Raw genomic sequence first — 26,981 nt, forward strand, 5'->3', positions numbered from 1 at the left:
ATGCGCATCGGCATCGACGGCGCCTGCCTGTCTAACCGCCGCGGCTTCGGCCGCTTCGCCCGCGAGAGCCTCAAGGCCCTGGCCCGCGCCGGTTCCAGGCACGAATTCAAGGTCTTCGTCGATCGCCCTTCGATCGATTTGGTCGAGGTTCCGTCAGGCTTCGAGACCGTCCCCGTCGAAGTACGCGAGGCCCCGAGCCGGGCCGCCTCGGCGAACGGGCGTCGAGGGCTGCGGGACATGCTGGCGGTCGGTCGATCGATGGCCCGCTCCCATCTCGACCTGGCCTTCTTCCCGGCCAGCTACAGCTTCGTGCCGGTCTGGAACGTCGGCAAGGTCGTGGTGACGATGCACGACACCCTTGCGCTGGCTCATCCCGAGCTGGTCTTCCCAACACGCGCGGGGCGGATCGCCTGGGCGATCAAGGAGCACGTCGCCGTGCTGCGGGCCGACCGCATCCTGACCGTCTCCGACTCCGCGAGGCGCGACCTGATCGACTGGTTCCGCCTCCCCGAGAGGCGGGTCCGCGTGGTCACCGAGGGACCAGACGACGCGTTCCATTGCAGGCCATTCGGGGCCGAATCCGACGCAATCTTGCGTAAATATACCCTGGAGCCCGGAGAGCGGTTCTTCCTGTACGTCGGCGGCCTGAGCCCGCACAAGAACCTGCCGAGGTTGGTCGAGGCCCTTGCCCGTGCCGGCCGAGACGATGCCCGGCTGATCCTGGTTGGAGACCTCGGCGATGTGTTCCACACCCACGTCCCCGAGCTTCGAGCGGTCATTGAGAGGCTGGGGTTGGGGCACCGGGTCCACCTCGCCGGCTTCGTCCCCGATGACGAGCTGGCCTATCTCTACAGCCGGGCCTTTGCCCTGGTGCAGCCGTCGCTGATGGAGGGCTTCGGCCTTCCGCCGGTCGAAGCCATGGCCTGCGGCACGCCGGTTCTGTCGAGCACAGCGGGCTCGCTTCCCGAGGTCGTCGGCCCCGCCGGTCGGTTCTTCGACCCCAGGGATATCGACGCCATCGCCCGGTCGATGCGTGAGCTTCTGGACGATCCCGCCGGGCGTGATCGCCTGGCCGAGGTCGCCGCGCGACGCGCGGGCAAGTTCACCTGGGATGCCTCGGCCCGGTCGATGCTCGACTGCTTCGAGGAACTCGCGCCCAAGCGGGATCGCCCCGCCGCCCCGCATCAAGGCCCGTCGTCGTCCATCGCCGGGCGAAGGCCGAGGATCCGCGCATGACCTTCTGCATGCTGACCACCTTCTTCGGCCCTCACAGCTTCGGTGGCGACGCCGCCTTCGTCGACCGGCTCTCGCGGGCACTTGCCAGGAGAGGGCACGACGTCCACGTCATCTACTGCCGCGATGCCTTTGAGATGTCGCGCGGCGAGCAGACGCCAAGGCCCTACGAACCGCCGCCGGGCGTGACAATTCACGCGCTCTCGAGTCCGCTGGGGTTGCTGTCGCCGCTGGCAACCCACCAGACCGGCGCCCCCTGGTTCAAGCTGCGGGCCATTCGAAAGATTCTCCAAGACGTAAGGCCCGATGTCGTCCATTTCCACAACCTCTCGCTCATCGGGGGCCCGGCCTTGCTGAAGGTCCAGGTCCCTCATGCCGTCAAGCTGATGACCGCACACGAGCACTGGCTCGTCTGCCCCCAGCATGTCCTCTGGAAGACCGGCGAGGGTTTGTGCCAGGCCCGCGATTGCGTCCGCTGCTGCCTGAAGGCGGGGCGGCCGCCGCAGCTTTGGCGGTCGAGCGATCTTCTCGAAGACTCGCTGACGCATCTCGACGCGCTCATCGCGCCGAGCGCATCGACCGTCGCCGAGCACGCCCGCCGCGGCCTGCGTAGTCCCATGCTCCACCTGCCCTATTTCCTGCCCGATGACTACGCGGGGACGGCCGCCCCTGCGCCGACTCCGTCACACGACCGGCCTTACGTGGTGGCCGCCGGGCGTCTGGAGGAAATCAAGGGCTTCCAGGACGCCATCGACGCGATGCGCCGGCTCCCCGAGGTCGACCTGCGGATTGCCGGCACGGGCGCCTACGAGGCAGTCCTCCGCGCCAGGGCCGCAGGCATGCCGAACGTCCACTTCGAGGGCCGACTCGACTCCACCCAGCTCGCCGCCCTCTTCCGCGGCGCCCGCGCCCTGGTTGTCCCCAGCCTGGTCTATGAGACGTTCGGGTACGTCGTCCTGGAAGCGTTCGCCGAGCGTACGCCCGTGATCGTTCGCGACCTTGGCGCCTTGCCCGAATTGGTGGCGTCCAGCGGCGGCGGGTTCGTGTTCCAATCCGTCGAGGGGATGGTCGACGCCATCCGTCGGCTGGCCGACCCCGAACTCCGCGTTCGGTTGGGCGACAGCGGACATCGGGCCTGGAAGAGGGTCTGGTCGGAAGACGATCACCTCGACGCCTATTTCTCCCTCATCGAAGACTGCCAGCGCTCCCGCCATTGGGGCGAAGAGGCCGCAACCCTGCCGGCAGCGATCCCGGAGGCGAAACGGGCCGCCGCTCAGCCAGTCTGATTCGCGGTGTAGGCTTCTTCGAGTACCCTTCCGACCCCCTGGGCGAAGGCGGCCACCGTAAATCGGGCCGCGTGCGCGAGCCCGCGTGTGATCCGCACCGATCGCTCCGCCGGATCGTCCGCCAGGCGGTCTAACGCCGCGGCGATCGAGCCCGGCCCGACCTCGCCGAGATCGTAGGCCGCGTCTCCTCCCGACTCGGCGAGGGCCCCGCGCACCGAGGTCACCGCGGGGCATCCGCTGGCGAGTGCTTCCAGGATAGGCAGGCCGAATCCTTCTTCCGACGACGGATAGACCAAGGCCCTGGCGCCGGCGACCAAACCGTACAGGACGGCGTCCGGCACGCGCCCGGCCGCGATCACACCATCAGGGCCTCCGAGGGCTTCGGTGCCGGGCCCGGCGAGGACAAGCTTGATAAGTGGGTGATTCCGTCGGTGACGCTCGAATCCGGCGAGCAATGCGGGAAGGTTGCGGCGTACAGACGGCTTGCCGAGGAAGAGGAGATAATCGGCATCGCCGAGACCGACGGCTGCACGGGCTCCGAGCACGACGGGATCGGAAGCCGTCCGGGGGTGGAACTCGGGGGCGACGGCCGGATCGACCGTCCGAAGACGATCGGGAGCGATCCCGAGGTGCTCGATCACGCCGCGAAAGGTCGCCCGTGATGGGACGATCACCAGGCTTGCCCGGTGGGCTGCCAGTCGCATTCGGCGACCGAACCAAACGCGGTTTCGCCACGTAAATCCCTGCGGGGCGGTCCAGAGCAGGGTGTCGAACAGCACCAGAACCGATGGCCCCGGCCAGTTGGCCGGGATCAGGTTGGTGGGCGCGAAGAGCACGTCTCCAGGACGATACGACCTGCCCAGCGCAATCCGCTCCCAGGCCAGTCCGGGCCAACCGACCCCTCGGACTTGTGCCGTCATGTTCGGGCAATTCGGGATCAAATCCAGTCCCGCGGGATCGTGCAAGATGACCAGAGTCTCGGACGGCGGGCCGCCCGCATCGGCCCAGCCGTGTAGCAAAACTTCCAGATAGCGACCAACACCCGTCTGTCCCAAACCCAGTCGCCGGCCGTCGACTACGATACGCATGGCGACCCCGTCCGGCTTCGGGCCAAGAGATTCAGCCCGGCTATTCTTATCATGGCGTAGAGTGCCCAGCGCGTTCCAGTCGATCTGGGCTGGTTGTCGGGCGCAACGATGCGCGAATTCCGACCGCCTCGGGTTCGCAAACCTAGACGGCCGTGGTAAGATGTTTACGTCCAGAACAGAGGTGTCTAGCACCCCGCCGGCTCCAGGCCGTGTCTCCCCTCGCGGATCCCCTGCCTCGTTGGTCGCAATGCGCTGACTTCGACTCTCCGAATCCGAACGGCCCGACGAAGGGCCCGCCGGGCACGGACTTCTGGGCGCGAACTGGCCGACAGCATGATCGCCGCGTTCGAGGTCGGGCGACCATGCTGGTCGTGCCGCCGCTGCCCGTAGTCCGGGGTCCATAGGAGCGTTCTTTTGCAGACGCAGATCAGTCCCGAAGAAGAGTCAGAAACCCCGATCATCGCGACCACCCCGACCTTCGAAGACCTGGGCGTCAGCCCGGTTTCTCAGGTTGCGCTGGCCCGTGCGGGTTATGCAGAGCCTTCGCCGATCCAGCAGCATCTCCTGCCTCCCGCCCTGGCGGGACGCGACTGCCTGGGTAATGCCCCCACGGGCACCGGCAAGACGGCCGCCTTCCTGCTGCCGATGTTGGAGTTGGTTGACGAGAGGGATCGTGCCCCGCAGGTCTTGGTGCTGGCACCGACCCGCGAGCTCGCCCATCAGATCGGCCGCGAATTCGAAAAACTGTCGTACGGCCGGAATACCCGCGCCGCGGCGATCGTCGGCGGCGAGTCGATCCACAATCAGATGCGCCAGCTCGGTGGCGGCTGCCAGATTGTGATCGCCACCCCCGGACGCCTGATGGACCTGATGGAACGCAAGTCCATCCGGCTCGATCGCGTCAAGATGGTCGTCCTCGACGAAGCCGACCAGATGCTCGACATCGGGTTCCGCCCGGCCGTCGAAGAGATTCTCCAGTCGGTCCCGGCCGGCCGTCAGACCCTGCTGCTCTCGGCCACCATGCCCAAGGGCGTGAGCGACCTGGCTCAGCGGTACCTGAATAACCCGGTCGACGTCCGCCTCATCCGCGAGAACGAAGACGCGACCATCCCGGCGATCAAGCAGTCGTACATGATGGTCCATCGCGACCAGAAGTGCGAAGTGCTCGTCAAGCTGCTCCAGCGTGAGCAGCCGCAGCGTGCCATCGTCTTCTGCCGGACGAAGCACGGGGCCGACGAGATCGGGGCGATCCTGCGTTCCGAGTCGCTGAAGGCCGACGCGATGCATGGCAACCTGTCGCAGGCCCAGCGCAACCGCGTCCTCCACAACTTCCGCTCCGGTCGGTTGAACATCCTCGTCGCCACCGACGTCGTCGGCCGTGGCATCGATGTTCGGGGCGTCACGCACGTCTTCAACCTCGACCTGCCCGAAGACCCGGAAAATTACATCCACCGGATCGGCCGTACGGGCCGAATGGGCTCCGATGGCGCCGCGTTCTCCTTGGTCTTGCCCGACCAGGGTCGCCTGCTCGACATGATCGAGAAGGCGATTTCGCGAGACATCGAGGCCGACCAGCTCGAAGGGTTTAACCACCCGCCTCGTCCCTTCTTCCGCCAGCAGCAGCGTCAGCAGGGCGGTGGCCCGCGTCGCGGCGGCGGCGGCTTCCGCGGCGGACGTCCCCCTCGCCGGGGCGGCGCTGTCACCGAATTCCACAACGGCATCCGGCGTCCCAAGCGGTCGCCCCAGGGTGTCAGCCGCGGTTGATCCCGCAACCCTGACTGTTCCGATGCACGGCGGCCTCGCACCATTTCCCGGTGCGAGGCCGTTGCATGCGCCTCTCGCAGCATTGTCCCTGATGCCGCTTGCCGTTACGCTGAGACGAGTGACCCACCCAGACCCCGCTCGAACTCGCCTCCCACCGCCCATCATCGAGGAAGCCCACGATGCCCGTCATGGCATGCCTCAACGGCGAACTGATGCCCGCCGACCAGGCTCGTGTCCCGATCTCGGACCGCGGATTTCTCTTCGGCGACGCCATCTACGAGGTCTGCCGCGTTTATCGGGGCCGTTGCTGGCTCGAAGACAGCCACATGGATCGGCTGGCCCGCAGCCTCCGCGAGATGCAGTTCCCGCCGATTGACCTCGTCGGCGTCCGACGTCGGATGCACGCGACGATCGAGGCGAGCGATGTGGCCGAGGGGACGGTCTACATCCAGATCACCCGAGGCGTCGCACCTCGCGCCCACGCGTTCCCCAATCCACCTGTGCCGCCGACCGAAGTCATCGTGGCACGCCCCTACGACGACTCGGCCACGGCCCTGATGCGAGAGACGGGATGCCGGGTCATCAGCCATGCCGACATTCGCTGGGGACGCTGCGACGTCAAGTCGGTGAATCTCCTCGGGAATGTCCTGGCAAATGAGGCCGCGCATCGTGCCGGGGCCTTTGAAGCAGTTTTGATTGACCGAGACGGATTGATCACCGAGGCGACGCATTCTTCGCTCTGTTGGGTCAAAGATGGCGTCATCATCGGCACGCCCGACGGACCGGAGATTCTCCCGGGGACGACCAGGCATCGCTCCGCGGGGCTTGCCGAACGGCTGGGCTTTGCCTTCGCCGATGGTCGGATTACGCTCGAAGACCTGAAGCGTGCCGACGAGGTGATCCTCACCGGGACGACCATCGAGGTCCTCTCGGTGGTAACCATCGACGACGCGACCATCGGCGACGGTACGCCGGGGCCCGTGACCCGCAAGCTTCAGTCTGCATTCACCGAGGCCGTCCGACGCTGGCTTGCCGGCGACGAGGGCTGAGGGTTACCTCGGTCTCGTTTTCCCAGGCGGGCGGGCGCGAAGAGGCGGCCGATGAGTCGGATTCCATCGAGGGTCGGAGCCGGCATGAATCCGATCGACAGCTCGCTCCTGTTCGAAGATGACCCCTACGCCGCCCACTATCGCCGCGAGCCGCGGACCGGCATGCCCGTGCTCGCCCTCGTCTTCGAGAGGCCCGGAGCGGCGGGGACGGCCGAGGTCGTCGACGGCCTGACAAGGCTCCTCAACCGCAAGGGGAGGAAGCCACGGGTCGAGATCGTCCGGGTCGATGATGGGCAGGCGCACGCGGAAGTGCTGGCAAACGTGCTAGCCGAGGGCGACGAGCCGCTGATCCTGATCACCACGGCGACGAAGCCCTGGAGCGAAGCCCATCTGACGGCCTTGCTCAAGGCGATCGACCAGTCCGACCATGTCATCGGCCGGCGCAAATGTTCCTTCTCAGGACGGTTGCGACGCTGGGTTTCGAGCCTGCCCTGGAGATGGATCTTCGCCGTGCCGGTCCGGGACGTGCATTCCCCATGTCGCCTCCATCGCCGCGAGGCCCTGGCCGCGATCCCGCTCCAGTCGGCATCCGACTTCCTCGACGTTGAGATCCTGGCCAAGGCGACGTTCTTCAGCCAGTTGATCGACGAGGTGGACGTGCCGCCGCTGCCCTCGGACCCTTCAAGTGTCGCGATCCGCGATCTCGCGGATGTGTTTCGCCATCCTCGCCTGAAGTTCGTCGAGCCGTCAGTTCCAGCGGAAGATTTTCAATGCGATGAGGAACGTCCCGATGGTCCAGGCCATCAGGATAGCCAGCGCGGGGGCGACGGCGACGAACCCGGCCCCTTCGAGCATCACCATCCTGAGGGCGGAGATGATCTGGGTCAGGGGCAGGGCCTGAATGAAGGGCTGGGCGGAGGCAGGGAATCGCTCCGAGGAGAAGAAGACCCCCGAGAAGAGCCACATCGGCAACATGACCAGGTTCATCAACCCGCTGACCGTCTCGGTGGTGGTGGCCCGGCTGGCGACCAGTAGGCCGATCCCGGCGAAGGCCATGGCGCCCACGACGTCGACCAGGATCAACAGCCAGAACGATCCGCGAATCGGCATGCCGAACATCCAGGTCCCCAGCACCAGCAAGACGCCCAGGTCGGGGATCAGGAACGTGAGCCTGGCCCCGATCAATGCCAGCAGGAAGTTCCGCCTGGGCATCGGTGTGGCGCGGAAGAGCTTTAAAAGCTTGGCCACGCGGAAGTTGACCAGCAGGAATCCGATTCCCCAGAGCCCACCCCCCATCGTGTTCAGGCCGATCAGGCCGGGGATGAGAAAGTCGATGTAACGCGAGCCCGGCTCCTGCACGGCCTCATCGGCGGTCTTCAGGGCATCGAGGCGGCCGAAGCCGACCTGGAGGACGTTGTCGACCGCGGCGCGAGCGGTCAGGGCCTCGGGCCGGGTTGGGTCATATCTGTAGGTGAGGGGTGCATTCGTTGACGTCCCCGGGATGACGATCAGCGGCGTCTTGCCGGTTTCCAGCCTCGACTTCGCCTGGTCGACGCCCAGGACCTTGATCAGGAGGTCGGGCGTGCCAGCCTGGCGTTTTGCCTTGTATTCCTCGAGCTTCGCGAGGATCTCTGGAGTGCCCGCGTTCTCCACGAGGTCGAGCTGGACCAGCTCGGCCGGCTTGCTCCGAAATGCAAGGCCCAGGCCGATGGCCAGGACTGTGGGGAACCCGTAGACCCAGAAGATCCGCGCGGGCTGGCGGAAGAACTCCCGGAGCCTGGAGAAATAGAGTTCTCTGAGGGAGTGGTCTCGCGGCATGAAGTCGCTCGATGGGGCGTGTGGTTCGGGCGGGCGGCCCGAGATTGTGCGAATCGGGTCGTTCGGCTCTCGCGGCGCAAGGTCAGTCGGCTCGGCCTAGCGTCGGCGTCCTCGTCGACGCTTCGGCTTGACCTCTGCGTCCGACTCGTCGGCCTCGCGAAGATGGCGGCCGGTTAGCGACACGAAGACATCCTCGAGGCTCACCTGGCGCGTGTTGAGCCGGGCGAGCTGACGCCCTCGCGCATTCAGGTCTTCGAGCAGGGCCGGGATCGCAAGATGGGGCTTGCCCACGGTCAGGGCGAATCCGTCGGCCTCGGCACGGCTGGCGAGCACCGTCAGGAGCGGGGCGAATTCCGAGGCCTCGGCGGGGGGGCTTTCGTCCGTCAGGGCGAACTCGACGACGTGCTCTCCGCCGAGTCTGGAGATGAGGTCGGCGGGCGACCCCAGGGCGATCACCTTCCCTTTGTCCACGATCGCCACCCGGTCGCAGAGCCGCTCGGCCTCGTCCATGTAGTGCGTGGTCAGCACGGTCGTGCGCCCGCGCTCGTGGAATTCGTTGATCACGTCCCAGAGCTGCCGCCGAGACTGGGGGTCGAGGCCGGTCGTCGGCTCGTCGAGGAACAGCAATTCCGGGTCGCCCACAAGCGCGATCGCCACCGCGAGCCGCTGCTGCTGGCCGCCGGAGAGGGTCTCGACGAATGCACCCGCCTTGCCTTCCAGCGAGACACGCCTGAGGGCCTCGATCGGCTCCAGGCCGGAGGGATAGAAGCTGCGGAAGAGGCGGGTGAGCTCCAGGACGGTCTGCTTGTCGGGGAACCTCGTCTCCTGGAGCGTGACCCCGATCCGGCCCCGAAGCTCCTTCTCGTGCGTCTTCCAGCGTCTTCCCAGCACCTCGACGTCGCCGGAGGTCGGCTCGTTGAGGCCTTCGAAGATCTCGACGGTGGTCGTCTTGCCCGCGCCGTTGGGGCCGAGGAGGCCGAAGCATTCGCCGACGTAGACCTCAAGGTTTAGCCCATCAACCGCGTCGACCGGGCCTTCGCGACCTTTGTATCGCTTGCGGAGTTCCTGCACGCGGATGGCGCAATCTGGCATCGTGGGCAAGCTCGCGAGGTCGGGGCGAGGTGGGGGAGGGGCCCCCAGATTCCCGGACCATCATAACAAGGAATCAGGCGCCCGCCCACCGGCCGGAAGCGGCCGGCTCGCTCAAGCCCCGGGGCGGATGGCACCGATGAATGACTTGAGCCGAGCGTGCCAGGAGCGGCTGCCGGCAGGCCACCGCCCCTCCCAATCCACGGAGGGGTCGGGCCCGATTGACGGTCGTCCCGGGACCAATTCGCCCGGTGCGAACCGAACGTCGGCCGTCGTCCCAGGATGCTGAAGGATTCCATCGATGGACCTAGCCAGGCAAGATCGAGCCGCGCACCCATCGGAGGGCCGAGCCGAGTCCGGTCCGCCCGGGGACTTCATCCTCCCCAGCCGGGCCGCCGCACTCGATGCCTGCCGGGCTGCGGGCGAGGAACGCCTGGGACCGCTGCTCCTGACCGGCGCGGCCGGGGTCGGTAAGTCGTGGCTCTGGCGCCGGATGGCCCGTGGGTTCCCGTCGTTTTTCGGCGTGATCTCCGTCGACCTGGCACCCAGCGACACTCCGGCCGACTTGCTCAGAGCCATTCTCCACGCTTTGGGAGTCGACTCGAAAGTCTCCGGAGGATGCAGCCGGCTGGAACTCCACGAGGAACTTTCCCGCAGGTCCGAAGATGGGGAGCGATGGCTGCTCGTCCTTGACGAGGCCCAGAATGGCTGCGACTTCGTGCTCGAAGAGGCCCGCCTGATGGCCAATCGGCTCGGCGAGGCCGACGGATTCGAGACCCTTCTGCTCGTCGGCCAGCCCCACCTCGCCCATCGACTCAGGGGGCGATCGCTCCAGGGGTTGAGAAACCGACTCGGGGCCCACCAAACGCTGGGAGCCCTGGACATCGAAGAGGCCGGGTCACTGCTGCGGTCGGCTCGACCCGGGCTGACCTGGGATCAGGGTGAGATCGACCGACGGCATCGCCTAGCTTCGGGGAATCCGCGTCGGCTGCTCCTCCTGGCCCGGCCAGGGTTGGTCGCGCCCGCGGGCGTGGCTCGGCTCGCCGAGACCGTGACGGACGAGGCACTCGTCGCGAGATCGCCCTGGGGGCTGTCCTCCAAGCCCCCGTTGAGGGTCGAGGATGGCCTGATCGAGGTCGGTTGGTCCTCGGCATCCGAGACAGCAACTCCCGACGCCGAGAACTCGGAACGAGCCGAGCCCGACAAGGCCGCGTCGGGTCACTTCCCGGCGGCGACTGGCTGGGATGACTGGGACGACGAGGCCGAGCGAGAATCTGACGATGCCGAGGCCTTGTACGACTCCGAGGAGCGGGCCCGCAAATCGGTCGCCACGCAGGAACCGGCCGACGACGGAGTCGAGGCGGAGCTGCCGCTTCTCAGGGCCGAGCCTCAGCACGGCTATGCGCCTTATGGCCCCCTGTTTTCCAGGCTCAGGCCGGCGCGCGACGCCGAATGACGTGGGACCGGATTGACCCGCCACGGACGCCCCACAACGGTCGGATCTTTCGCTCAAGTCTCCAACCGAGTTCCGCCGAATCCACTCCTGTGATCCCCGATGGTCGATCAGGTCGAAGCGGGGATCGCCTCAGTCCATTCGAGCAGGTGCCGTCCTCTTGGTGCTCCCAGGACCTTCTTTTCCCGGAGAAGGCTTCGATGACGCCCGTCCTCGCCCCCGGTTTAGGCCGAGGGGGGTACGTCGGACGTCTCGATGAGCGGCACCTGCTCGATTTCAACCCCATTGCGGCCTATCGGTTCGACGTCGAACCTCGCCCCCTCCCGCCCTATCGTTCCCTCGGCTTGCCGCCGAACGTACGCTTGGCGCGATGGACCATCTTGCACTAGAATCCGCCGGTTGGGCGGGCGACGCGGACCTCGATGTCGGGTCCGTCCCCTTTCGAACTCGAGCGAGTCCCCCCGGCCGTGCCGCAGACACCTTCGGAACCGGGCCCGCAGCCGCGCCTGCTCATCTCCTTGGCCACGTATAACGAGGCCGGAAATCTCGCGGAACTCGTCGCTGCGATTCGCCAGAACGTGCCCGACGCGTCGATCCTGATCATCGACGACAACTCGCCCGATGGCACCGGAGCCATCGCCGACGAGCTCAAGGCGTCGATGGACGAGATCCACGTCATCCATCGCACGGGCAAGCAGGGGCTGGGCACGGCGATCATCGCGGGAATGCAATACGCGATCGACCGCGGGTTCGACTATTTCCTGAACCTCGACGCCGATTTCAGCCACCCGCCTCGGTTCATCCCCGCCCTGGTGGAAGGCATGAGCCGCTACGACGTGATGATCGGGTCGCGCTATGTCCCGGGCGGCGGCGTCGACGGCGACTTCAATTTCCGCCGTAAGTTCATGTCCACCGGCATCAACGTCTGGGCCAGGTGCTTCCTCGGCTTGAAGACGCGAGATAACAGCGGCTCGTTCCGCTGCTACCGGGTGTCGAAGCTGGCCCTGATCGACTTCACGAAGATCAGGTCACGCGGCTATTCGTTCATGGAAGAGATCCTCTACTGGTGCCGTGTCGTCGGCTGCACCTTCGGCGAGACGCCGATCATCTTCGAGAATCGCCGCGCCGGCTTCTCCAAGATCAACAAGATGGAAGCCGTCAAGGCGCTCCAGATCATCGCGCAGATCGGCCTGGAACGGGCCCTCGGCGTCCGGCACGCAACGAAGCAGGCCTGACTCCGCCTGTTCCAGTCTGCCGGCGCATGAAACGACGACGCCGGAGCTAGGCCCGGGGCCCGCATCCGGTGTCGACGATTCGATCGATCTCGGGGTTGCGCTGTCCGGATCAGCTAAGGTCGTGCTCGCGCACGGTCACATAAACTTCCTGGCAGGTCTCGGCGATCTTGTCGCCTAGCCCTTGATGCCGGGTCTCGAGCTGCGCCGAGTACATCGACAGCACCTTGCAGAGGAAGCTGCCGTGGCAGGGGTCGGCCTCGACGCCGAGCTGCTCGAGTGACTCCTCGATCTGGTCGGCCAGATAGAGCAGGAACTGGGCCTGCCCCTTGACCTCGGCCAGCGAGCGGGTCAGCTCGGGCGAGGTCGGCATGGCGACCGGCATCGCCGAAGTCGCGGGAGACGGGGCGGAGGGAGCCTCGCGGCCGACGGTCAGCGGGCCGCCGAGCGATCCCCTTGAAGGCGAGGCATTCATGCCGCGTCTCCGTTGTCATACGAGTCTTCGTGCTGGACGTTGACCGACGATTCCAGGGCCCCGCAGAGCTCGCCGACGAGCCGCATGTTCTCGCACTCGACGGCCAGGTTCGAGGCGTGCATCTCGATCAGCTGACGCAGGAAGATTTGCGTCCCCGCGTCGGTCTCGTTCTGGAACCGGTCGACATCGGCGACCGCGGCACGTACCAGGTAATCCATGAATTGGAGCTTACCGCGGATCGAGGTGCAAAGCTTTTCGAGGTGTGCCCGGTCGGTACCTTGGGGCATGGCGGTGACTGATGACATCCGTATCAGATCTCCCCCGACCCTCTGGGTCGGCTCCAAAGGGAACTGCGCGCGGTTCGAGGTCCACGCGTGCTCGTCCTGCGGCGACCGGTGCGCCTCCCTTATGCCGAGAGAGTAGCGATCCCGGCCGGTCCGGGCAAGCGCAAACCCCCAGGTCGGGGTCGTCGGCAACCTGGCCCTCGGTTCCCGGACACCCCCATACCGCGCGTCTCGGGGCGAGGTTACGATGCCAACGTCAACGCCCCGCCGGGCTTCGTCTCGGCGCGGCAATCCCCGCCGGATCCTCTCCACAACGTACCGGGAGTGATGGACGATGCAGATCACCCGTCGACAGGCCCTGCTGGCGGCCGCTTCCGCCGCTCTGGGCGCCGGGGTTACCCGCAGGTCGGTCGCCGCGCCGGCGACCAAGAAGGTCCTCTTCTTCACCAAGAGCTCGGGCTTCCAGCACTCGGTCATCGCCCGCAAGGGTGACGAACTGTCCCACGCCGAGAAGATCCTGGTCGAGATCGGCAAGGCTGCGGGCTTCGAGGTCGTCCCCAGCAAGGACGGCCGGATGTTCGACCCCGACAAGATCGGCCAGTTCGACGCCTTCGTCTTCGTCACGACCGGCGACCTGACCACGCCCGGCACCGACAAACAGCCGCCGATGAGCCCCGAGGGCGAGCAGGCCTTCTACGCCGCGGTCAAGTCGGGCAAGGGCTTCGTCGGCATGCATTGCGCCAGCGACACCTTCGGCCACCACCGTCACCGAGGGGCCGATGATCCGTTCATCCAGCTCATCGGCGGCGAGTTCTCCGGCCACGGCGCCCAGCAGAAGGCCACCATCCTCGTGAGCGACCCGGCCTTCCCGGGCGCCACGGCGTTCGGCGACAAGTCGTTCCAGATCGAGGACGAGTGGTACGCCCAGAAGCACCTCGCCAACGACTTGCACGTCATCCTCACCCAGCAGACCGAGGGGATGAAGGGCAATGACTACCAGCGCCCCAACTTCCCCCAGACCTGGGCCCGCAAGCACGGCCAGGGGCGCGTCTTCTACACCTCGATGGGCCACCGCGAGGACGTCTGGGACCGCAAGGAATATCAGGACCTGATCATCCAGGGCCTGAAGTGGGCCACCGGACAGGTTGAGGCCAACATCGAGCCCAACATCTCGACCGTCACTCCTGAATACGACAAGGTCGCAGGCAAGGGAATCTTCACCCCTGTGGAGAAGGTGTTGAAGAGGGCCGTCAAGTAATCCGACGTCGATGACTTTCCACGCCGGCACGGACCAGGGTCGGCGTGGAAAGTCCGAATTTCGCCACGCTTTCTTGAATGGCATCAGAGTTCCGGTCAGCTCGACGGGCCGTCCGTGGTCAGGCGAAGGGCCCGGCCCGGCAGGACTCGACGCGGCTTCCCTTCGGCGATCGCGGCGACCCCGTTGACGAAGAGGTAGGCCACACCGGGGGCGTACCGGGTGGAGTCGTCGAAGGTGGCCGCGTCGCGGAACGTCTTCGGGTCGAAGACCACCAGGTCGGCATAGGCACCCTCGCGGATGACGCCCCGGTCGCGCAGGTGGAGGATCTCGGCGGGAAGGCCCGAGGATGATCGGACGGCCTGTTCCAGGGTGATGACCTTGTCGTCGAGGGCGTAGCGAATCTTGCGCGGGAAGGTGCCATAAACGCGGGGATGGGGCTTGTCCGGGCCACCGGGGACATCGGCCCCGCCGTCGGAGGCCGTGGCCACGTAGTCATGCGTCATGATCTGGCGAACTTCCGCCTCGTCCATCCCGAAGCTGATCGCCTGGGCCCCTCCGTTCCGCTCGATGTCGAGGACGACCTCCAGCGGTGTCGTCTGTTCCGCGGCGGCAATCTCCACGAGATTCTTGCCGACCCGGCCCGGAGCCCTGGCGTAGCGGGCGATCCGGACCGAGGCACCGCCCGAGCGCTGTTCCAGCTCCTTGGAAATCTCGGCTCTGAGCTTGGCTCCTCGGACGGGGTCGTCGGCAATGCGTCTGAACTCATCGGCGTTGCCCTGGCGGGCCCAATGCGGCACGACCATCGCGGCGAGTCGCGTGCTTGAGGCGATGTAGGGGTACTGGTCGGCCGTGACGCGCTGACCCTTGGCGCGGGCCGCCTCGATCCGCTCCAACGCCTTGCCGGCCAGGCCCCAGGCCGCCTTGCCCGATGCCTTCAGGTGCGAGATGTGCACGGGCAGTTTGGCTTCGCGGCCGATCGTCAGGGTCTCGTCGATCGAGTCGAGCAGGGCCGTCCCCTCATCTCGCATGTGGCTGGCATAGATCCCGCCGCGTTTGCCGACCACCTTCGCCAGCGAGACCAATTCGGCCGTATCGGCGTACATGCCGGGCACATAGATCAGGCCGGTGGACATGCCCCAGGCCCCCTGACGCATCGCCTGGTCCACTTTCGAGGCCATGGTTGCCAGCGCCTCGGGGGTCGCCTTCACCTGGGCGTTACCCAGCACCGACTGGCGGAGGGAGCCATGCGGGATCAGGTGGATGACGTTGGTTCCGGCCCCTTGCTTGTCGACCTCCTTGAGGAAGCCCCCAACGTCGATGGGCCCGCTGCCGCAGTTGCCGGTGACGATCGTGGTGACCCCCTGGGCCTGATAATTCAGGTTGGGCCGGGTCTTGGGCTGGAGGATCGCCGTGTCGGAGTGGGTGTGCAGGTCGATGAACCCCGGCGCCACCACCCAGCGCGACGCGTCGATCACCTTCGCACCGGGCACGACCTTGAACGATCCGACCGCGACGATGCGCTCGCCGAGGATCGCGACATCGGCTCTCTTGCCGGGTGCCCCGGTTCCGTCGACGACGAGGCCCCCCTTCAAGACCACGTCGGCACGGACGGGGGAGGGAGCGGGCCTGGGCTCGTCTCCTCGCGTACCGAAGGGGGACAGAAGCAGCAACGCACCGAGCCACCAGATCAACGGACGTCGAGCCACGCTCAAGACTCCCACCTCTCAAGGCCCCGGAAGCGGGGCAACACATTTGAGGACGCCCCATGATCGCACGTCGGCCCCCAACGCCCAACCGTCCGATCCGCCCCGAGGCCTTCCCTCACACGATTGGCCGGGCGTATCCTCGTGGAAGTCGCCGGTAGGATGAAGTCGCACCTCGATCGAGAAGGGATACGCCGTGGTGCATTCCATTTCGCGGGCCAGGATCTCGACGTTGCTCGTCCCGATCCTGATGGGCCTTCTAGCCTCGTTGAATCCAGGCGATAACGCCCGGGCGCAAGGGGTGGTCGCGTTCCAGCCGGAGATCGACGCCCTTCCCAGCGGCGTCTCCCTACCGGTGACCCCCGTCGTCTCGGCCGACCGTCGCTACGTCCGGCTGGGGATGAATCCGCAGTTCACCGACTTCGGCGGGTTCCAGACGTTCCCCGTGCCGGCCGCGGTGGCGGGCGGGAATTCCAGCATGGGGCTGGGGATGAACGGCGGCTTTTCCGGCATGAACGGGCCCGAGTCGGCACCCTCGCCGTTGTACGCCCAGGGCCTTGCCGGAGGCGACGCGTTCATGCCCGCGGGGCGATCCTCGACCGACTTGCCGTTCCAGGCCGCTCGGCCGGTCGTGAGATCCGGGGCTGCTTCCCGGTACTCGACGGCGGCCAGTCCGGTTGACGGCCGACGCCAGCGTCGTAAAGCAGCCCGGACACCACTGAAATCCGCCACGTCGACGGCTCGCGTCGGCAGCCGCTGACCCGTCAAATCACGACTCGGGGGGCGGCGGCTTCATCGCCTCGAGGCCCGCGCCCCAGGTGAACCTGTGCAGGCTCCCGGCCCATCGGTCGTGGACCTTCGGTCGACCGTCAGGTCCGATCTGCACCGCCGAGGCCAGCACGATCAAGGCCATGAGGATCAGGCCCAGGCGTGGCCATGAACGGGGCCAGCCCGGATCGGCGTTTTCGGGCACCGGCGTCGCCAGTCGACGCGGCCAGGCCAGGCAGGCGAGCGAAGTCAGCAGCCCCCCGATGGTCAGGATCAAGCCTTCGGTCCATCGGGCCGGCTGATAGGTGAAGATCACCCGATGCTCGCCGGCGGGCATCGCCACGGCGCGGAAGGCCAGGTAGGCGGCCCGGATCGGGGCCGGCTTGCCGTCGAGGGTCGCCGACCAACCGGGATCGCCGGTGTCGGCGAGCACCAAGTAGGCCGACCCGGCCGAGGCGGTCGAGACTTCAACTCGCTCGGGCAGGTCGACTTCGATGGTCGCTCGTCCGCTCGCCTCCTGGTCTTCTCGGATCGGGCGGTCGGGATCCTCGACGACCAGATGGTCGGTCACCTTGATCGCAAGCGTGGCCATCGCCGCCCGGGCCGAAGGGATATCGGCGGCATAGACGGGGCGACCCATCAGCCTGGCCCTTGGTAATGCGAAGCGATTTGTATAGATGAATGCGGTCCCGACCTCCTCGGGTGGGCCCGGCAGGTTTTGCTGCCTCCGGCCGGTCACCCAGTGCGTGACCCCTTCGAGGATGAACCTGCCCCCGGTCTTGCTGGCCTGATTCATGTAGTCGAGCAGCCGCTTCGGGATGATCGGCGTGGCCCCGAGCGCAGAACGCAGGCCCCAGATCGTCGGCAGGCTCCAGTCGAGGGTGTCGCGCACGGCGAAGAAGTCGATCGGCTCGGACGCGTACCCGGGCTCGCCGGCCGACAGCTTCGCGATCCCGAACAGCCGGATGAACGTCGGATCGGCCTTCAGGCGTTGGGCCGTCGCGGGCGGATTGGTCCAGTAGGACGGGGCGACCGTCGCGACGTCATTCCAGTGGGCTCCGAGCAGCTCGGCGATCACCACAATGGGGAGGAAGGAAGCGACCAAGGCACGATGTCCGGGCCTGGAACTGCGAATCGCCGCGAAGGCGAAGGCGATACCGAGGCTCGCGAGCGTCAGCGACCGCAGGCTTCCGACGATCAATTCCCGCCCGAGCCAGCGATATCGGGCCTGGTGGTATTCCTGGGCCCACCGGCCGGGCTGGGTCCAGACCGGTGAATAGACAATCAGCAGGATGGGCACCGAAGCCAGGACCATCAGCAGGATGAGGCGTATTGGCCCCCGCAGACTCACGGTCCCCGGCCGCGTCACTCGGTCGACCCCGACCGCGGCCAGAGCGGCGACCGCCATCGTCATCCAGAGGTGGAACCGCACCGGGATCCGCGAGCTGCCCACGATCGGGATCCGGTGAGCCAGGTCGAACAGGAACGTGAACCGGCCCAGCATCAGCATCGCCGAGACCCCGGCCAGCAGCACCCAGAACCCGACCCATCGGTCCTTGTAGCGTCCGGCCCCGACCGCCGCGAGCATGATCGCGGTGATGCCGAGATAGGCGTTCATCTCGTGATAAGGGTAGAACCCGTCCATCCAGTCGGTGTCCCGCGCCCGCGTCCCGTAGGCTTCGCGCACGAGCAAGGTCGGCAGTAGCTCAGGGTGCCACGACCCATAGGTGAGGTCGTCCCAGGTCAATCCGCCCGCCCGCGGAGACCGGTCGAGCAGCTCTTTCGAAGGCATCCACTGGATCGCCGAGACCAGGCCCCCCAGCGCGATCGTCAGCCCGAGCGTCCCCAGCACGAAGGCCCTCGGCCGCCAGCTTACCTCGGTGGCCGCCCGATAGAGGCCGTAGGTCGTCAGCAGTCCGGAGGTCAGGATGACGTCCTGCAAGTGGCCGGCGAAGACCTGGCAGGCCAGCGCGAACCCGGCCAGGGCCACGCCCCGGAGCCTGCCCCCTGACCAGGCGCATTCCAGGCCCCAGAGGGCGAACGGCACGCTTGTGAGCGCATTGTTCATGCTGGTATGGATCAGGTGGGCCCACGTGAACCCGCCCAGCCCGCACACCGCGGCCCCCGCCAGGGCCCCGCCCGCCCCGACATGCCGCCTGAGCCAGCCATACGCCCCGAGTCCGGTCAGCCAGACCGACCCGACCGTGTCCAGGTTGAACGCTTGCCAGGTCGCCATCCAGGGATAGAGCACATACTTGAGCGGGTGGAGATAGCCCGCCTGGCTCTCGGCGAAGAGAGGCAACCCGCAATAAAGATCGGGGCACCACCGCGAGAACCGCCCGGCCTTCAGCTCCCTGGCGAAGAACTCGCGATAAGCGTAGTTGATCTCGGTGATGTCGAAATAGAAGAGGGCCTTCGACAGCCGCACGACGTCCCAGAAGAAGAAGACAATCGCCGCCGTCCAGACGGCCAGCGCCAGCAGATCCGCCAGGCCCCAACGCGGTGAGGCGGTCGGCTCGATGACGTCGGGAATCGGGGACGGCACTGCGGAATCCATGGCGATGGCTCAGGGGGCTTCGAGGATCGTGACGCCCCGGGTACGGAAGACGGGCCTGGCGCCCTGCTTCAGTGCCTCGGCGGCGAAGAACTGAGACTCGGCCGCGGGCCGGACCATCGTCCATCTCGGGGCCCCGTCGGCCGGCCAGGGTCGGCGTTCTGGGAAGCGATTCGGGAAGACGGGGAACGGCACCCCTTCAAGGCGTCCGCCAACGAGGAAGGCCAGGCGATAGGCGTCCCAGTAGCCGGCGAAGAGATGAGTGACCTCGGGATGTTCGATCAGCCAGGCGAGAGTCGGGTCGTCGATGGCCGTGCGGACGGGTCGAGAGCCCTCGTCGATCCATCCGAGCCGGCGATAATATTCGGCCGTGTCGAGCGTCATGATCAGCGACAGTCCGGCGGCAAGCACGGAGGCGACAGCCAGGCCACACGGGCCACGCGATGAGAGCCTGGCCGCCAGCAGACCGAAACCCGACGAGGCCGCCGGGATCAGAAAGACGAGATATCGGTAGTTATCCGAGTTAAAAATATTCCGATTCAAAACGAATCCGGCGGCTACACCGACCGACGCCAGGGCCAGGGTCCGCCGCACCGCACGGGCGGCCCGAGCGTCGGAGGCCTCGCGAACGATCAGCAGCGAGATGACCGAGGCGGCGAACAGGCCGAGTCCGGTCACCGTGGCAATCACCGCAACCGGGCCAATCTCGGAGGCACCTCGAATCGGAGGGCGGCCTGGCAGTGCGGTGGGGGCGGGCTCGGCCTGGAATCCGGGCAGGCGATGACCGGCGACCAGGCGGGGAAGGCAGTCAAGCAGCAAGATTTTCGCATGCGCCGCCAGGACGCTCGGCTTATAGATCGGCGCAAACTGCTCGGCGTACGCGTCATGCGGCTCGAAGTGCTGGCCCGCAAGGTAAGGGGTGAATCCCAGGGCCAGAGCCGGCAGAAACGAACCCAATGCGACAAGGCCATCGCGTCCGAAACCATTCGCGGCCCACGCCCAACTGCACGCCAGCCCGATCGAAGCCAGAGTCACGACGAACATCGAGTCGACATACAACCCGAGGCCGCACCAGAGCCCCAACGCGGCCGCTCGCAAGACACTCGGCCGGGCCATCGTCGCGCCCAGCCCCGCGATCGCGACCGCATGCCAGGCGGTCACGAGCAAGTGGCCGCCGGTGATCCGGCCGGAGAGCCAGACGACGCCCGTCGACCCGAAGGCCAGTGGCACCAGCGACCAGGCGGCGGCATTCGGGCCAAACCCGCGCCAGCAAGCGAGGAAGCTCGCCGTTACCACCAACCCCCAGGCAACCGTGCCGCCGCTGACCAGGGTGATCGGCGATGCCCCCCAGACCTTGGCCTGGACCCAGGAGAGCAGGACGGGCGGAGTGCCGATGTGCGGCGTGCCCGGGTAGTGCCATCGCCAGTGGCCGTCGAGGGCCTCGAACAGCGTGAGCCCGTCGACGGCCAGGTCGCTATCGAGGTGATCGGCCGCATTCAGGACGAGCGGGACGCGGACGAGCGATGACCAGGCGATCGCCAGGATCAAGATCGCCCAGGGCCAGAGCGGGCGTCGCGGCGTCGCGGCGATGGGGTCGATCATTGGTCGGGGTTTCTGCCGCCTCAGTCACAATGTTGGATCAGGGAAAGAAGTCGGCCACGGCGCAGCGGAAGCCTGGAAGCTCGGGCAGGTTTTCCAGGGTATCCGAATCTTCGTAGGTCAGCGGGGCTTGCTCATCTCCGCGGTAGAGTACGACCTTCTTCGACTTGGGATAAACGATCAAGACGACCATCACGCCGACATTCAGATATTCTCCCACCTTCGTCAGGATTTCGCCGCGACGATCGCCGGGCGAGACAAGCTCGACGACGAGATCCGGAGGAATTTCTGGGAGGATGATCGTCACATCAATCGGAAGACGAGCAAAGCTGAAATAAGAAACGTCGGCCCCGCGTACCGAGTCGGGGCCAGCCGTGGTTTTGACGGCCGTATCGTTGCAGAGCGCATATCCGTGGCCGGTCTCGTGGCCAAAGTTGCCGAGGATGCGGTTAATCTTCGAGCAGACAAACCCGTGAAGGAAGTTCGGCGGGCTCATCTCGACCACCTTCCCGCGGACCAGTTCCAGGCGTCGGCCGTCGTCGGGCAGGTCCATGTACTGGTCCGCGGTCATCAAGGGCTCCCCGATCGGGGGTGGCACCTTCGCTTCCTCGGTCGAAGTCGCCATCGGATGCCTCCTCGTCCTGGAGAGCGCCGGGTCGCCTGCTCAGACGGCCCCGGCCATGGCTTCGAGCTGGATGACGGAGCGGTTCTGCTCCTTGGCCAGGTAGTCTCGGCCCTTCTTGACGAGGATATGGTCCCAGGGGAGGACTTCTTCGATGGGCCGGTCGCGCTGGGAGTAGAAGCCGACGTCGATGCCCAGGTCGTCGAAGGCTTTCCACCAGATCTTCGGCTGGAAGTGCTCGGTCCAGGCGTCGAGGCGGGCACCCTGACGCCAGGCCTCTTCCAGGGCGGGGGAGACCCGGCGGTCGCCGCGGGTGAGGATGCCTTCGAGCATGCTGGTCTCGATGTCGTGGCACTTGACAGTGACCGACTTCATCCGGACGCGCGACCGGAGATATTTGTGGGCCCAGCGGAAGTATTCCCGTTCACGCATCCCGTTCCACTGGTAGGGGGTGTGGGGCTTGGGGATGAAGTTGGAGATACTGGCGAGGACCTCGGCGTTGCGGCCGGTGACCTCCCTGCCGATCTTGGAGAGTGTCTCGGCCATCTCGATGATGCCGTCGAGGTCGGCCTGGCGCTCGCCGGGCAGGCCGCACATGAAGTAGAGCTTGACCTTCTTCCAGCCTCGCTTGAACGCCTCGGCCGCCCCCTCGTAGAGGTCCCGATTGTCGATCGGCTTGCGGATCTGCTCGCGCATGTCGTCGCGGGCCACTTCCGGGGCCAGCGTCAGGCCGCCCCGGCGCCCCTCGTCGAGCAGTGCCGGGATCTTCTTCAGGGTCTCGGTGATCCGCAGGCTGGGCAGCGAGATCTTCACGCCAAGAGGGGTGAAGACCTCGCTCATCTTCGTGACCAACTCCTCGAAGTGCGGGTAGTCGCTGGTGGACAGCGAGAGCAGGCTGATCTCGTCGTAGCCGGTGTTCTTGTAGCTCTCCATCGCCGCCTTGAGGATCGTCTCGACGGTCCGATAGCGCAGCGGGCGCTTGATGACGGTGCTCTGGCAGAAGCGGCACTGCCAGGGGCACCCGCGCATGATCTCGATGGCGATCCGGTCGTGGGCCGTTTCGACGAACGGGATGATTGGGCTGGTGGGCAGGGGGCTGGCGTTGAAGTCGTCGATCACGCTGGCGCGGATGGTCTCGGGGACGTCATCCCTGGTGCGGTCGAAGCCTTCGAAGGCGCCTTCGGCGGAGTATCGAGGCTCGTAGAACCTGGGAGCATAGGCCCAGGGGACCTGACCGACGATCTTCGCCAGCTTGTCCTCGCGGGACAGGCCGCTCCCCTTCATCGACAGCCAGAGCTCGCAGACCTTCGGCAGGCTCGGCTCGCCGTCGCCCACGACGAAGAGGTCAATATAAGGGGCGAGCAACTCGGGGTTCTGGGCGCCGGGCCCGCCGGCGATGACGAGCGTGTCCTCGTCCAGGCGGTTGACCGCGTGGAGCGGGAGGCCGCCGAGGTCGAGCATCGTCAGGACGTTCGTGTAGCAGATCTCGTACTGGAGCGAGAAGCCGAGGACGTCGAACTTGCTCAGCGGGGTGAACGTCTCCAGGCTGTAGAGCGGCAGGCCGTGCTCGCGCAGCTTGGTTTCGAAGTCGGGCATGGGGGTGAACGACCGCTCGCAGGCCCAGCCGGCGTCGTTCATCAGGCTGTAGAGCACCTGCAAGCCGTGGTGGCTCATCCCGAGCGTGTAGGCATCGGGGAAGGCCATGCAGAGCGTGCCGACGCACTCGCGGTGGTCCTTGCGGGTGGAGTTCCGCTCGCCCCCCAGGTACTGCGCCGGCATCTGCACGTCCATGAGGATGCGTGAGGTGATGTAATCCTTCAGGGCCGTGTTGAGCATGCGGGCAACTCCGGATACGTCGGCTTGAGCGTGTGCGAATGGGGCGTCGGCCGGGAATAAGCCTCCCGGTGGACGAGTCGTTCGAATTCCTCGGCGGCCCGTCGAGAGAGACCTCGCCGGGCCGTCCGCGTCCCGGAGTTACGAGGGGTCGTAGGACAGGTTCGGGGCGAGCCAGCGTTCGGCCTCGGCCCGCGTCATGTGCTTGCGGGCGGCGTAGCTGTCGACCTGCTCGCGGGTGATCAGGTCGACGGCGAAGTAGCGGGCCTCGGGGTGGCCGAAGTAAAAGCCGCTGACCGACGAAGCCGGGTGCATCGACAGGCCTTCGGTGAGCACGATGCCGGTGGCCTTCTCGACGTCGAGCAGCGACCAGAGCGTCCGCTTCTCGGTGTGGTCGGGGCAGGCGGGGTAGCCGGGCGCGGGCCTGATCCCTCGGTATTTCTCCTCGATCAGATCCTCGGCGCTCAAGTCCTCATTGGATCCGAAACCCCATTCGACGCGTGCCCTCTGGTGCAGCATCTCGGCCAGGGCCTCGGCCAGTCGGTCGGCCAGGGCCTTTGTCATGATCGAGTTGTAGTCGTCGTGATCGCGCTCGAAGTGGGCGGACAGCTCGTCGGCGCCGAAGCCCGAGCTGACGGCGAAGCAGCCGAGATAGTCGTGCAGGCCGGAGGAGGCGGGGGCGATGTAGTCGGCCAGGCTGCGGAAGCTCGTCTGGCCTTCGCGTTCCCACTGCTGCCTGAGCATCGGGAACCGGGCCCTCTCTGCCGTCCGACTCTCGTCCTGGTAGATCACCAGGTCGTCGTCGTCGCTGTTGGCCGGGAAGAATCCGTAGATCGCCCGCGCAGTCAGGCTTCCGTCGCGGATGATCGTGTCGAGCAGGGCTCGGGCATCCTTGTAAAGGGACTTCGCCTGGGCACCCACCACCGCGTCGTCGAGGATCTTGGGATACTTCCCGGAAAGCTCCCACGACTGGAAGAAGGGGGACCAGTCGATATAGGGGACGATCTCGGCCAGAGAAATCTGGTCGAGGATCCTGGCACCGGTGAACGAAGGCTTGGGCAACTGGGCCTGCGACCAGTCGATGGCGAATCGCCGGGCGACGGCGTCGGGGTAGGAGACGAGCTTTCGCTGCCGACGCTTGGCGAACGACTCGCGCTCGCGTTCTTGCATGGCCCGGTTCTCGACGGCCAGGTCCTGCCTCGATTCGGGCCGAGTCAGGCGATCGACCACGCCCACGCTGCGCGACGCGTCCTTGACGTAGAGGACCTCGAAGTCGTACCCCGGCGCGATCTTCACCGCGGTGTGCTTGGCGCTGGTGGTCGCTCCGCCGATGAGCAGTGGGATCTTGAACCCTTCGCGCTGCATCTCGCGGGCGACGTGCGACATCTCGTCGAGCGAGGGGGTGATCAGGCCGGACAGGCCGATCATGTCCACGTTCTCGGCGCGGGCGGTCTCCAGGATCTTCTGGCAGGAGCACATGACGCCCAGGTCGATGATCTCGTAGTCGTTACAGCCCAGGACGACGCCGACGATGTTCTTGCCGATGTCGTGGACGTCCCCTTTCACCGTGGCCATCAAGACCTTGCCGCGCGACTGGCGACCGCTGAGTTTCTCGCCGCCGGCCTTGGCCTTCTCTTCTTCCATGAAGGGCATCAGGTAGGCGACGGCCTTCTTCATCACTCGGGCGCTCTTGACCACCTGCGGCAGGAACATCTTGCCGGAACCGAAGAGGTCGCCGACGACGCTCATCCCGTCCATCAAGGGCCCCTCGATGACGTGCAAAGGGCGCTCGTAGTGGTGGCGTGCTTCCTCGGTGTCCACGTCAATGTAGTCGGTCAGGCCGTGCACGATCGCGTGCTTGAGCCGCTCCTGCACCGTGGCGTCGCGCCAGAGGTGCGCGACTTCTTCCTTCTTCCCCTTCTTCTTGACGGTCTCGGAGAATTCGGTCAGGCGGTCGGTGGCGTCGGGCCTGCGATTGAGCAGGACGTCCTCGACGCATTCGAGCAGATCCTTGGGGATGTCGTCATACACGGCGAGCTGGCCGGCGTTGACGATTCCCATGTCCAGGCCGGCCTTGATCGCGTGGTAGAGGAACGCCGCGTTCATCGCCTCCCGGACGACCTCGTTCCCCCGGAAGGCGAACGAGACGTTGGAGACGCCGCCCGAGGTCTTGGCGTCGGGGAACTTCAGCTTGAGCTGGCCGATGGCCTCGATGAACTCGACGGCATAGTTGGAGTGCTCCTCCATGCCCGTGCCGACGGTGAGGATGTTGCTGTCGAAGATGATGTCGCTGGAGTTGAAGCCGACCTGCTCGGTGAGCAGCCGGTGCGCCCGGTCGCAAATTTCCAGTTTGCGGTCGGCCTCGACGGCCTGCCCCTCCTCGTCGAAGGCCATGACCACGACCGCGGCGCCATACCGCCTGACCGTGCGGGCCTGCTCGAGGAACTTGGCCTCGCCTTCCTTCAGGCTGATCGAGTTGACGATTGCCTTGCCCTGCACGCACTTCAGGCCCGCCTCGATGACCGCGAAGTTCGAGCTGTCGATCATGATCGGGATGCGGGCGATGTTGGGGTCAGCGGCGACCAAGTTGAGGAACCTGGTCATGGCCTTGGGCCCGTCGATGAGCCCTTCATCCATGTTCACGTCGAGGATATTGGCCCCCCCCTCGACCTGGTCGCGGGCGATCGATAGGGCCTCGTCGAAGTGGCCGTCGCGGATGAGCCTGGCGAACTTGCGCGAACCGCTGATGTTCGTCCGCTCGCCGATCATGAGGAAGTTGGTCTCGGGGCGGATCGTCAGCGGCTCCATCCCGCTGTAGCTGGACAGCCCCTTGTGCTTGAGCCTGGGCCTGGGCTTGATGTCCTTGACGGCCTCGGTGATGGCGCGGATGTAGTCGGGGTTGGTCCCGCAGCAGCCGCCGACGATGTTCAGCCAGCCGTTGCGGGCGAACTCCGAGACGACCTTGGCCATCTCGGCGGGGGTGCTGTCGAAGTTGCCGAAGCCGTCGGGCATGCCCGCGTTGGGGTGGCTGCTGATGAACGTCGTGGCCACCTCGGCCAGGCTCTCGATGTTGGGCCTCATCTCCGACGCGCCAAGCGCGCAATTGATGCCGACCGAGAGCATGTCGAAGTGCGAGACCGAGTGCCAGAACGCCTCGATGGTCTGGCCCGAGAGCGTCCGGCCCGCCTTGTCGATGATCGTGCCCGAGATCATCACCGGCAGCGTGATGTTGTTGTCGACGAAGTACTTGTCGATGGCGTAGAGGCACGCCTTCATGTTCAGGGTGTCGAAGCTCGTCTCGGGGAAGAGGATGTCGACCCCACCCTGAACCAGGCCGTGGATCTGCTCGGTGTAGGCCTCGACCAGCTCGTCGAACGTGACGTTGCGGTAGGAAGGGTCCTCGACATTCACGGCGACCGAGGCCGACTTGTCGGTCGGGCCGATGGAGCCGGCGACGAACCGGGGCTTGTCCGGGGTTAGCCGCGTGACCTCTTCGGTCACTGACTTCGCTAGCTCGGCGGCCACCCGATTAATCTCGACGCAGCGGTCTTCCAGGCCGTAATTGGCCATCGTTAGCCGGTTGGCGACGAACGTGTTCGTCTCGATGATGTCGGCGCCGGCGTCGAGGTAAGCCCGATGGATCGCCGCGATCACGTCGGGCCGGGTCATCACCAGCAGGTCGTTGCAACCCTGCAACGGCTTGGGATGATCCTTGAAGATCTCGGCTCGAAAGTCTTCCTCGACGAGGTTGTACGTCTGGATCATCGTCCCCATGGCGCCATCGAGGATCATCAGCCGCTCGGCGAGGATCTCTTCGAGTTGCTCGCGTACCGAGGTGTGGACCGATCGCGCCGCGGAGGTGGAGATCATCGT

19 protein-coding genes are annotated in these 26,981 nt (G+C 66.3%); 8 read left to right on the forward strand and 11 right to left on the reverse strand.

Translation table 11 applies throughout. From position 1 onward, the window contains the following. Both EP7_RS16990 and EP7_RS16995 read left to right on the forward strand, forming a co-directional pair. Positions 1-1,236, forward strand: a complete 1,236-nt coding sequence (locus tag EP7_RS16990) for a glycosyltransferase family 4 protein (protein ID WP_463522801.1) — start codon at positions 1-3, stop codon at positions 1,234-1,236. Further along, positions 1,233-2,519, forward strand: coding sequence for a glycosyltransferase family 4 protein (locus EP7_RS16995; RefSeq protein ID WP_463522803.1), 1,287 nt, complete (start codon positions 1,233-1,235; stop codon positions 2,517-2,519). Before EP7_RS16990 ends, EP7_RS16995 begins: the two co-directional genes overlap by 4 nt. Here EP7_RS16995 and EP7_RS17000 read toward each other — a convergent pair. After that, entirely contained in the window at positions 2,507-3,607 is a 1,101-nt protein-coding gene (locus EP7_RS17000) for a glycosyltransferase family 4 protein (RefSeq protein WP_463522805.1), read from the reverse strand. The genes EP7_RS16995 and EP7_RS17000 overlap by 13 nt on opposite strands. A gap of 414 nt (positions 3,608-4,021) precedes the next feature. On the opposite strand from EP7_RS17000, the gene EP7_RS17005 reads away from it, so the two are divergent. Together EP7_RS17005 and EP7_RS17010 are read left to right on the forward strand one after the other, a co-directional pair. Next, positions 4,022-5,371 carry a DEAD/DEAH box helicase gene (locus tag EP7_RS17005; RefSeq protein ID WP_463522807.1) on the forward strand — a complete coding sequence of 450 codons (1,350 nt, stop codon included), beginning with the start codon at positions 4,022-4,024 and terminating at the stop codon, positions 5,369-5,371. Between the two features lie 179 nt (positions 5,372-5,550). Further along, positions 5,551-6,420 (forward strand): aminotransferase class IV, encoded by an 870-nt coding sequence (locus tag EP7_RS17010; RefSeq protein WP_463522809.1) that lies wholly within the window; start codon positions 5,551-5,553, stop codon positions 6,418-6,420. Between the two features lie 747 nt (positions 6,421-7,167). Here the strand turns inward: EP7_RS17010 and EP7_RS17015 are convergent. Both EP7_RS17015 and EP7_RS17020 read right to left on the reverse strand, forming a co-directional pair. After that, complete coding sequence (locus tag EP7_RS17015) at positions 7,168-8,238, reverse strand: ABC transporter permease (protein ID WP_463522811.1); 1,071 nt, start codon at positions 8,236-8,238, stop codon at positions 7,168-7,170. Positions 8,239-8,334: 96 nt separating this feature from the next. Beyond that, positions 8,335-9,330 (reverse strand): ABC transporter ATP-binding protein, encoded by a 996-nt coding sequence (locus EP7_RS17020; protein ID WP_463522813.1) that lies wholly within the window; start codon positions 9,328-9,330, stop codon positions 8,335-8,337. Between the two features lie 298 nt (positions 9,331-9,628). Here EP7_RS17020 and EP7_RS17025 point away from each other — a divergent pair, with 298 nt between their 5' ends. Together EP7_RS17025 and EP7_RS17030 are read left to right on the forward strand one after the other, a co-directional pair. Then, positions 9,629-10,783, forward strand: coding sequence for an AAA family ATPase (locus tag EP7_RS17025; protein ID WP_463522814.1), 1,155 nt, complete (start codon positions 9,629-9,631; stop codon positions 10,781-10,783). A gap of 464 nt (positions 10,784-11,247) precedes the next feature. Further along, on the forward strand, positions 11,248-12,015 hold the full coding sequence (locus EP7_RS17030) for a polyprenol monophosphomannose synthase (protein WP_463522816.1): 768 nt from the start codon (positions 11,248-11,250) through the stop codon (positions 12,013-12,015). Between the two features lie 109 nt (positions 12,016-12,124). On the opposite strand, the gene EP7_RS17035 is transcribed toward EP7_RS17030, so the two are convergent. Both EP7_RS17035 and EP7_RS17040 read right to left on the reverse strand, forming a co-directional pair. After that, a complete protein-coding gene (locus EP7_RS17035) occupies positions 12,125-12,487 on the reverse strand; it encodes a hypothetical protein (RefSeq protein ID WP_463522818.1) in 363 nt (120 codons plus the stop codon). Next, positions 12,484-12,792 carry a hypothetical protein gene (locus EP7_RS17040; protein ID WP_463522820.1) on the reverse strand — a complete coding sequence of 103 codons (309 nt, stop codon included), beginning with the start codon at positions 12,790-12,792 and terminating at the stop codon, positions 12,484-12,486. Before EP7_RS17040 ends, EP7_RS17035 begins: the two co-directional genes overlap by 4 nt. 313 nt (positions 12,793-13,105) lie before the next feature. Here EP7_RS17040 and EP7_RS17045 point away from each other — a divergent pair, with 313 nt between their 5' ends. Further along, the gene (locus EP7_RS17045) at positions 13,106-14,029 is read left to right on the forward strand and encodes a ThuA domain-containing protein (protein WP_463522822.1); all 924 of its coding nucleotides are present in this window, start codon (positions 13,106-13,108) and stop codon (positions 14,027-14,029) included. A gap of 95 nt (positions 14,030-14,124) precedes the next feature. Here EP7_RS17045 and EP7_RS17050 read toward each other — a convergent pair whose 3' ends face one another. Continuing rightward, complete coding sequence (locus EP7_RS17050; RefSeq protein WP_463522824.1) at positions 14,125-15,735, reverse strand: N-acyl-D-amino-acid deacylase family protein; 1,611 nt, start codon at positions 15,733-15,735, stop codon at positions 14,125-14,127. A gap of 196 nt (positions 15,736-15,931) precedes the next feature. Between EP7_RS17050 and EP7_RS17055 the strand changes: the two genes are divergently transcribed. Then, positions 15,932-16,492: a hypothetical protein gene (locus tag EP7_RS17055; RefSeq protein WP_463522826.1), complete on the forward strand. Its 561-nt coding sequence runs from the start codon at positions 15,932-15,934 to the stop codon at positions 16,490-16,492. Positions 16,493-16,501: 9 nt separating this feature from the next. Here EP7_RS17055 and EP7_RS17060 read toward each other — a convergent pair whose 3' ends face one another. The 5 genes from EP7_RS17060 to metH all read right to left on the reverse strand — a co-directional run bounded on the left by EP7_RS17060 (position 16,502) and on the right by metH (position 26,978). Continuing rightward, positions 16,502-19,057, reverse strand: a complete 2,556-nt coding sequence (locus tag EP7_RS17060) for a YfhO family protein (RefSeq protein WP_463522828.1) — start codon at positions 19,055-19,057, stop codon at positions 16,502-16,504. A gap of 9 nt (positions 19,058-19,066) precedes the next feature. Continuing rightward, positions 19,067-20,656: an ArnT family glycosyltransferase gene (locus tag EP7_RS17065; RefSeq protein ID WP_463522830.1), complete on the reverse strand. Its 1,590-nt coding sequence runs from the start codon at positions 20,654-20,656 to the stop codon at positions 19,067-19,069. A gap of 37 nt (positions 20,657-20,693) precedes the next feature. Continuing rightward, complete coding sequence (locus EP7_RS17070; protein WP_463522832.1) at positions 20,694-21,278, reverse strand: Uma2 family endonuclease; 585 nt, start codon at positions 21,276-21,278, stop codon at positions 20,694-20,696. A 39-nt stretch (positions 21,279-21,317) separates the two neighbouring features. Continuing rightward, the gene (locus EP7_RS17075) at positions 21,318-23,111 is read right to left on the reverse strand and encodes a TIGR03960 family B12-binding radical SAM protein (RefSeq protein ID WP_463522834.1); all 1,794 of its coding nucleotides are present in this window, start codon (positions 23,109-23,111) and stop codon (positions 21,318-21,320) included. Between the two features lie 138 nt (positions 23,112-23,249). Continuing rightward, positions 23,250-26,978 (reverse strand): methionine synthase, encoded by a 3,729-nt coding sequence (gene metH / locus EP7_RS17080; protein WP_463522836.1) that lies wholly within the window; start codon positions 26,976-26,978, stop codon positions 23,250-23,252. Positions 26,979-26,981 lie beyond the last annotated feature (3 nt).

The organism is Isosphaeraceae bacterium EP7 (genome assembly GCA_038400315.1).
GTDB lineage: Bacteria > Planctomycetota > Planctomycetia > Isosphaerales > Isosphaeraceae > EP7.

Excerpts from the sequence above, each read along its gene's own strand:
- EP7_RS16990 (WP_463522801.1), top strand. The coding sequence starts at position 1 with ATGCGCATCGGCATCGACGGCGCCTGCCTGTCTAACCGCCGCGGCTTC.
- EP7_RS16995 (WP_463522803.1), top strand. The coding sequence starts at position 1,233 with ATGACCTTCTGCATGCTGACCACCTTCTTCGGCCCTCACAGCTTCGGT.
- EP7_RS17000 (WP_463522805.1), bottom strand. The coding sequence starts at position 3,607 with ATGCGTATCGTAGTCGACGGCCGGCGACTGGGTTTGGGACAGACGGGT.
- EP7_RS17010 (WP_463522809.1), top strand. The coding sequence starts at position 5,551 with ATGCCCGTCATGGCATGCCTCAACGGCGAACTGATGCCCGCCGACCAG.
- EP7_RS17015 (WP_463522811.1), bottom strand. The coding sequence starts at position 8,238 with ATGCCGCGAGACCACTCCCTCAGAGAACTCTATTTCTCCAGGCTCCGG.
- EP7_RS17020 (WP_463522813.1), bottom strand. The coding sequence starts at position 9,330 with ATGCCAGATTGCGCCATCCGCGTGCAGGAACTCCGCAAGCGATACAAA.
- EP7_RS17025 (WP_463522814.1), top strand. The coding sequence starts at position 9,629 with ATGGACCTAGCCAGGCAAGATCGAGCCGCGCACCCATCGGAGGGCCGA.
- EP7_RS17035 (WP_463522818.1), bottom strand. The coding sequence starts at position 12,487 with ATGAATGCCTCGCCTTCAAGGGGATCGCTCGGCGGCCCGCTGACCGTC.
- EP7_RS17040 (WP_463522820.1), bottom strand. The coding sequence starts at position 12,792 with ATGTCATCAGTCACCGCCATGCCCCAAGGTACCGACCGGGCACACCTC.
- EP7_RS17045 (WP_463522822.1), top strand. The coding sequence starts at position 13,106 with ATGCAGATCACCCGTCGACAGGCCCTGCTGGCGGCCGCTTCCGCCGCT.
- EP7_RS17060 (WP_463522828.1), bottom strand. The coding sequence starts at position 19,057 with ATGGATTCCGCAGTGCCGTCCCCGATTCCCGACGTCATCGAGCCGACC.
- EP7_RS17065 (WP_463522830.1), bottom strand. The coding sequence starts at position 20,656 with ATGATCGACCCCATCGCCGCGACGCCGCGACGCCCGCTCTGGCCCTGG.
- EP7_RS17070 (WP_463522832.1), bottom strand. The coding sequence starts at position 21,278 with ATGGCGACTTCGACCGAGGAAGCGAAGGTGCCACCCCCGATCGGGGAG.
- EP7_RS17075 (WP_463522834.1), bottom strand. The coding sequence starts at position 23,111 with ATGCTCAACACGGCCCTGAAGGATTACATCACCTCACGCATCCTCATG.
- metH (WP_463522836.1), bottom strand. The coding sequence starts at position 26,978 with ATGATCTCCACCTCCGCGGCGCGATCGGTCCACACCTCGGTACGCGAG.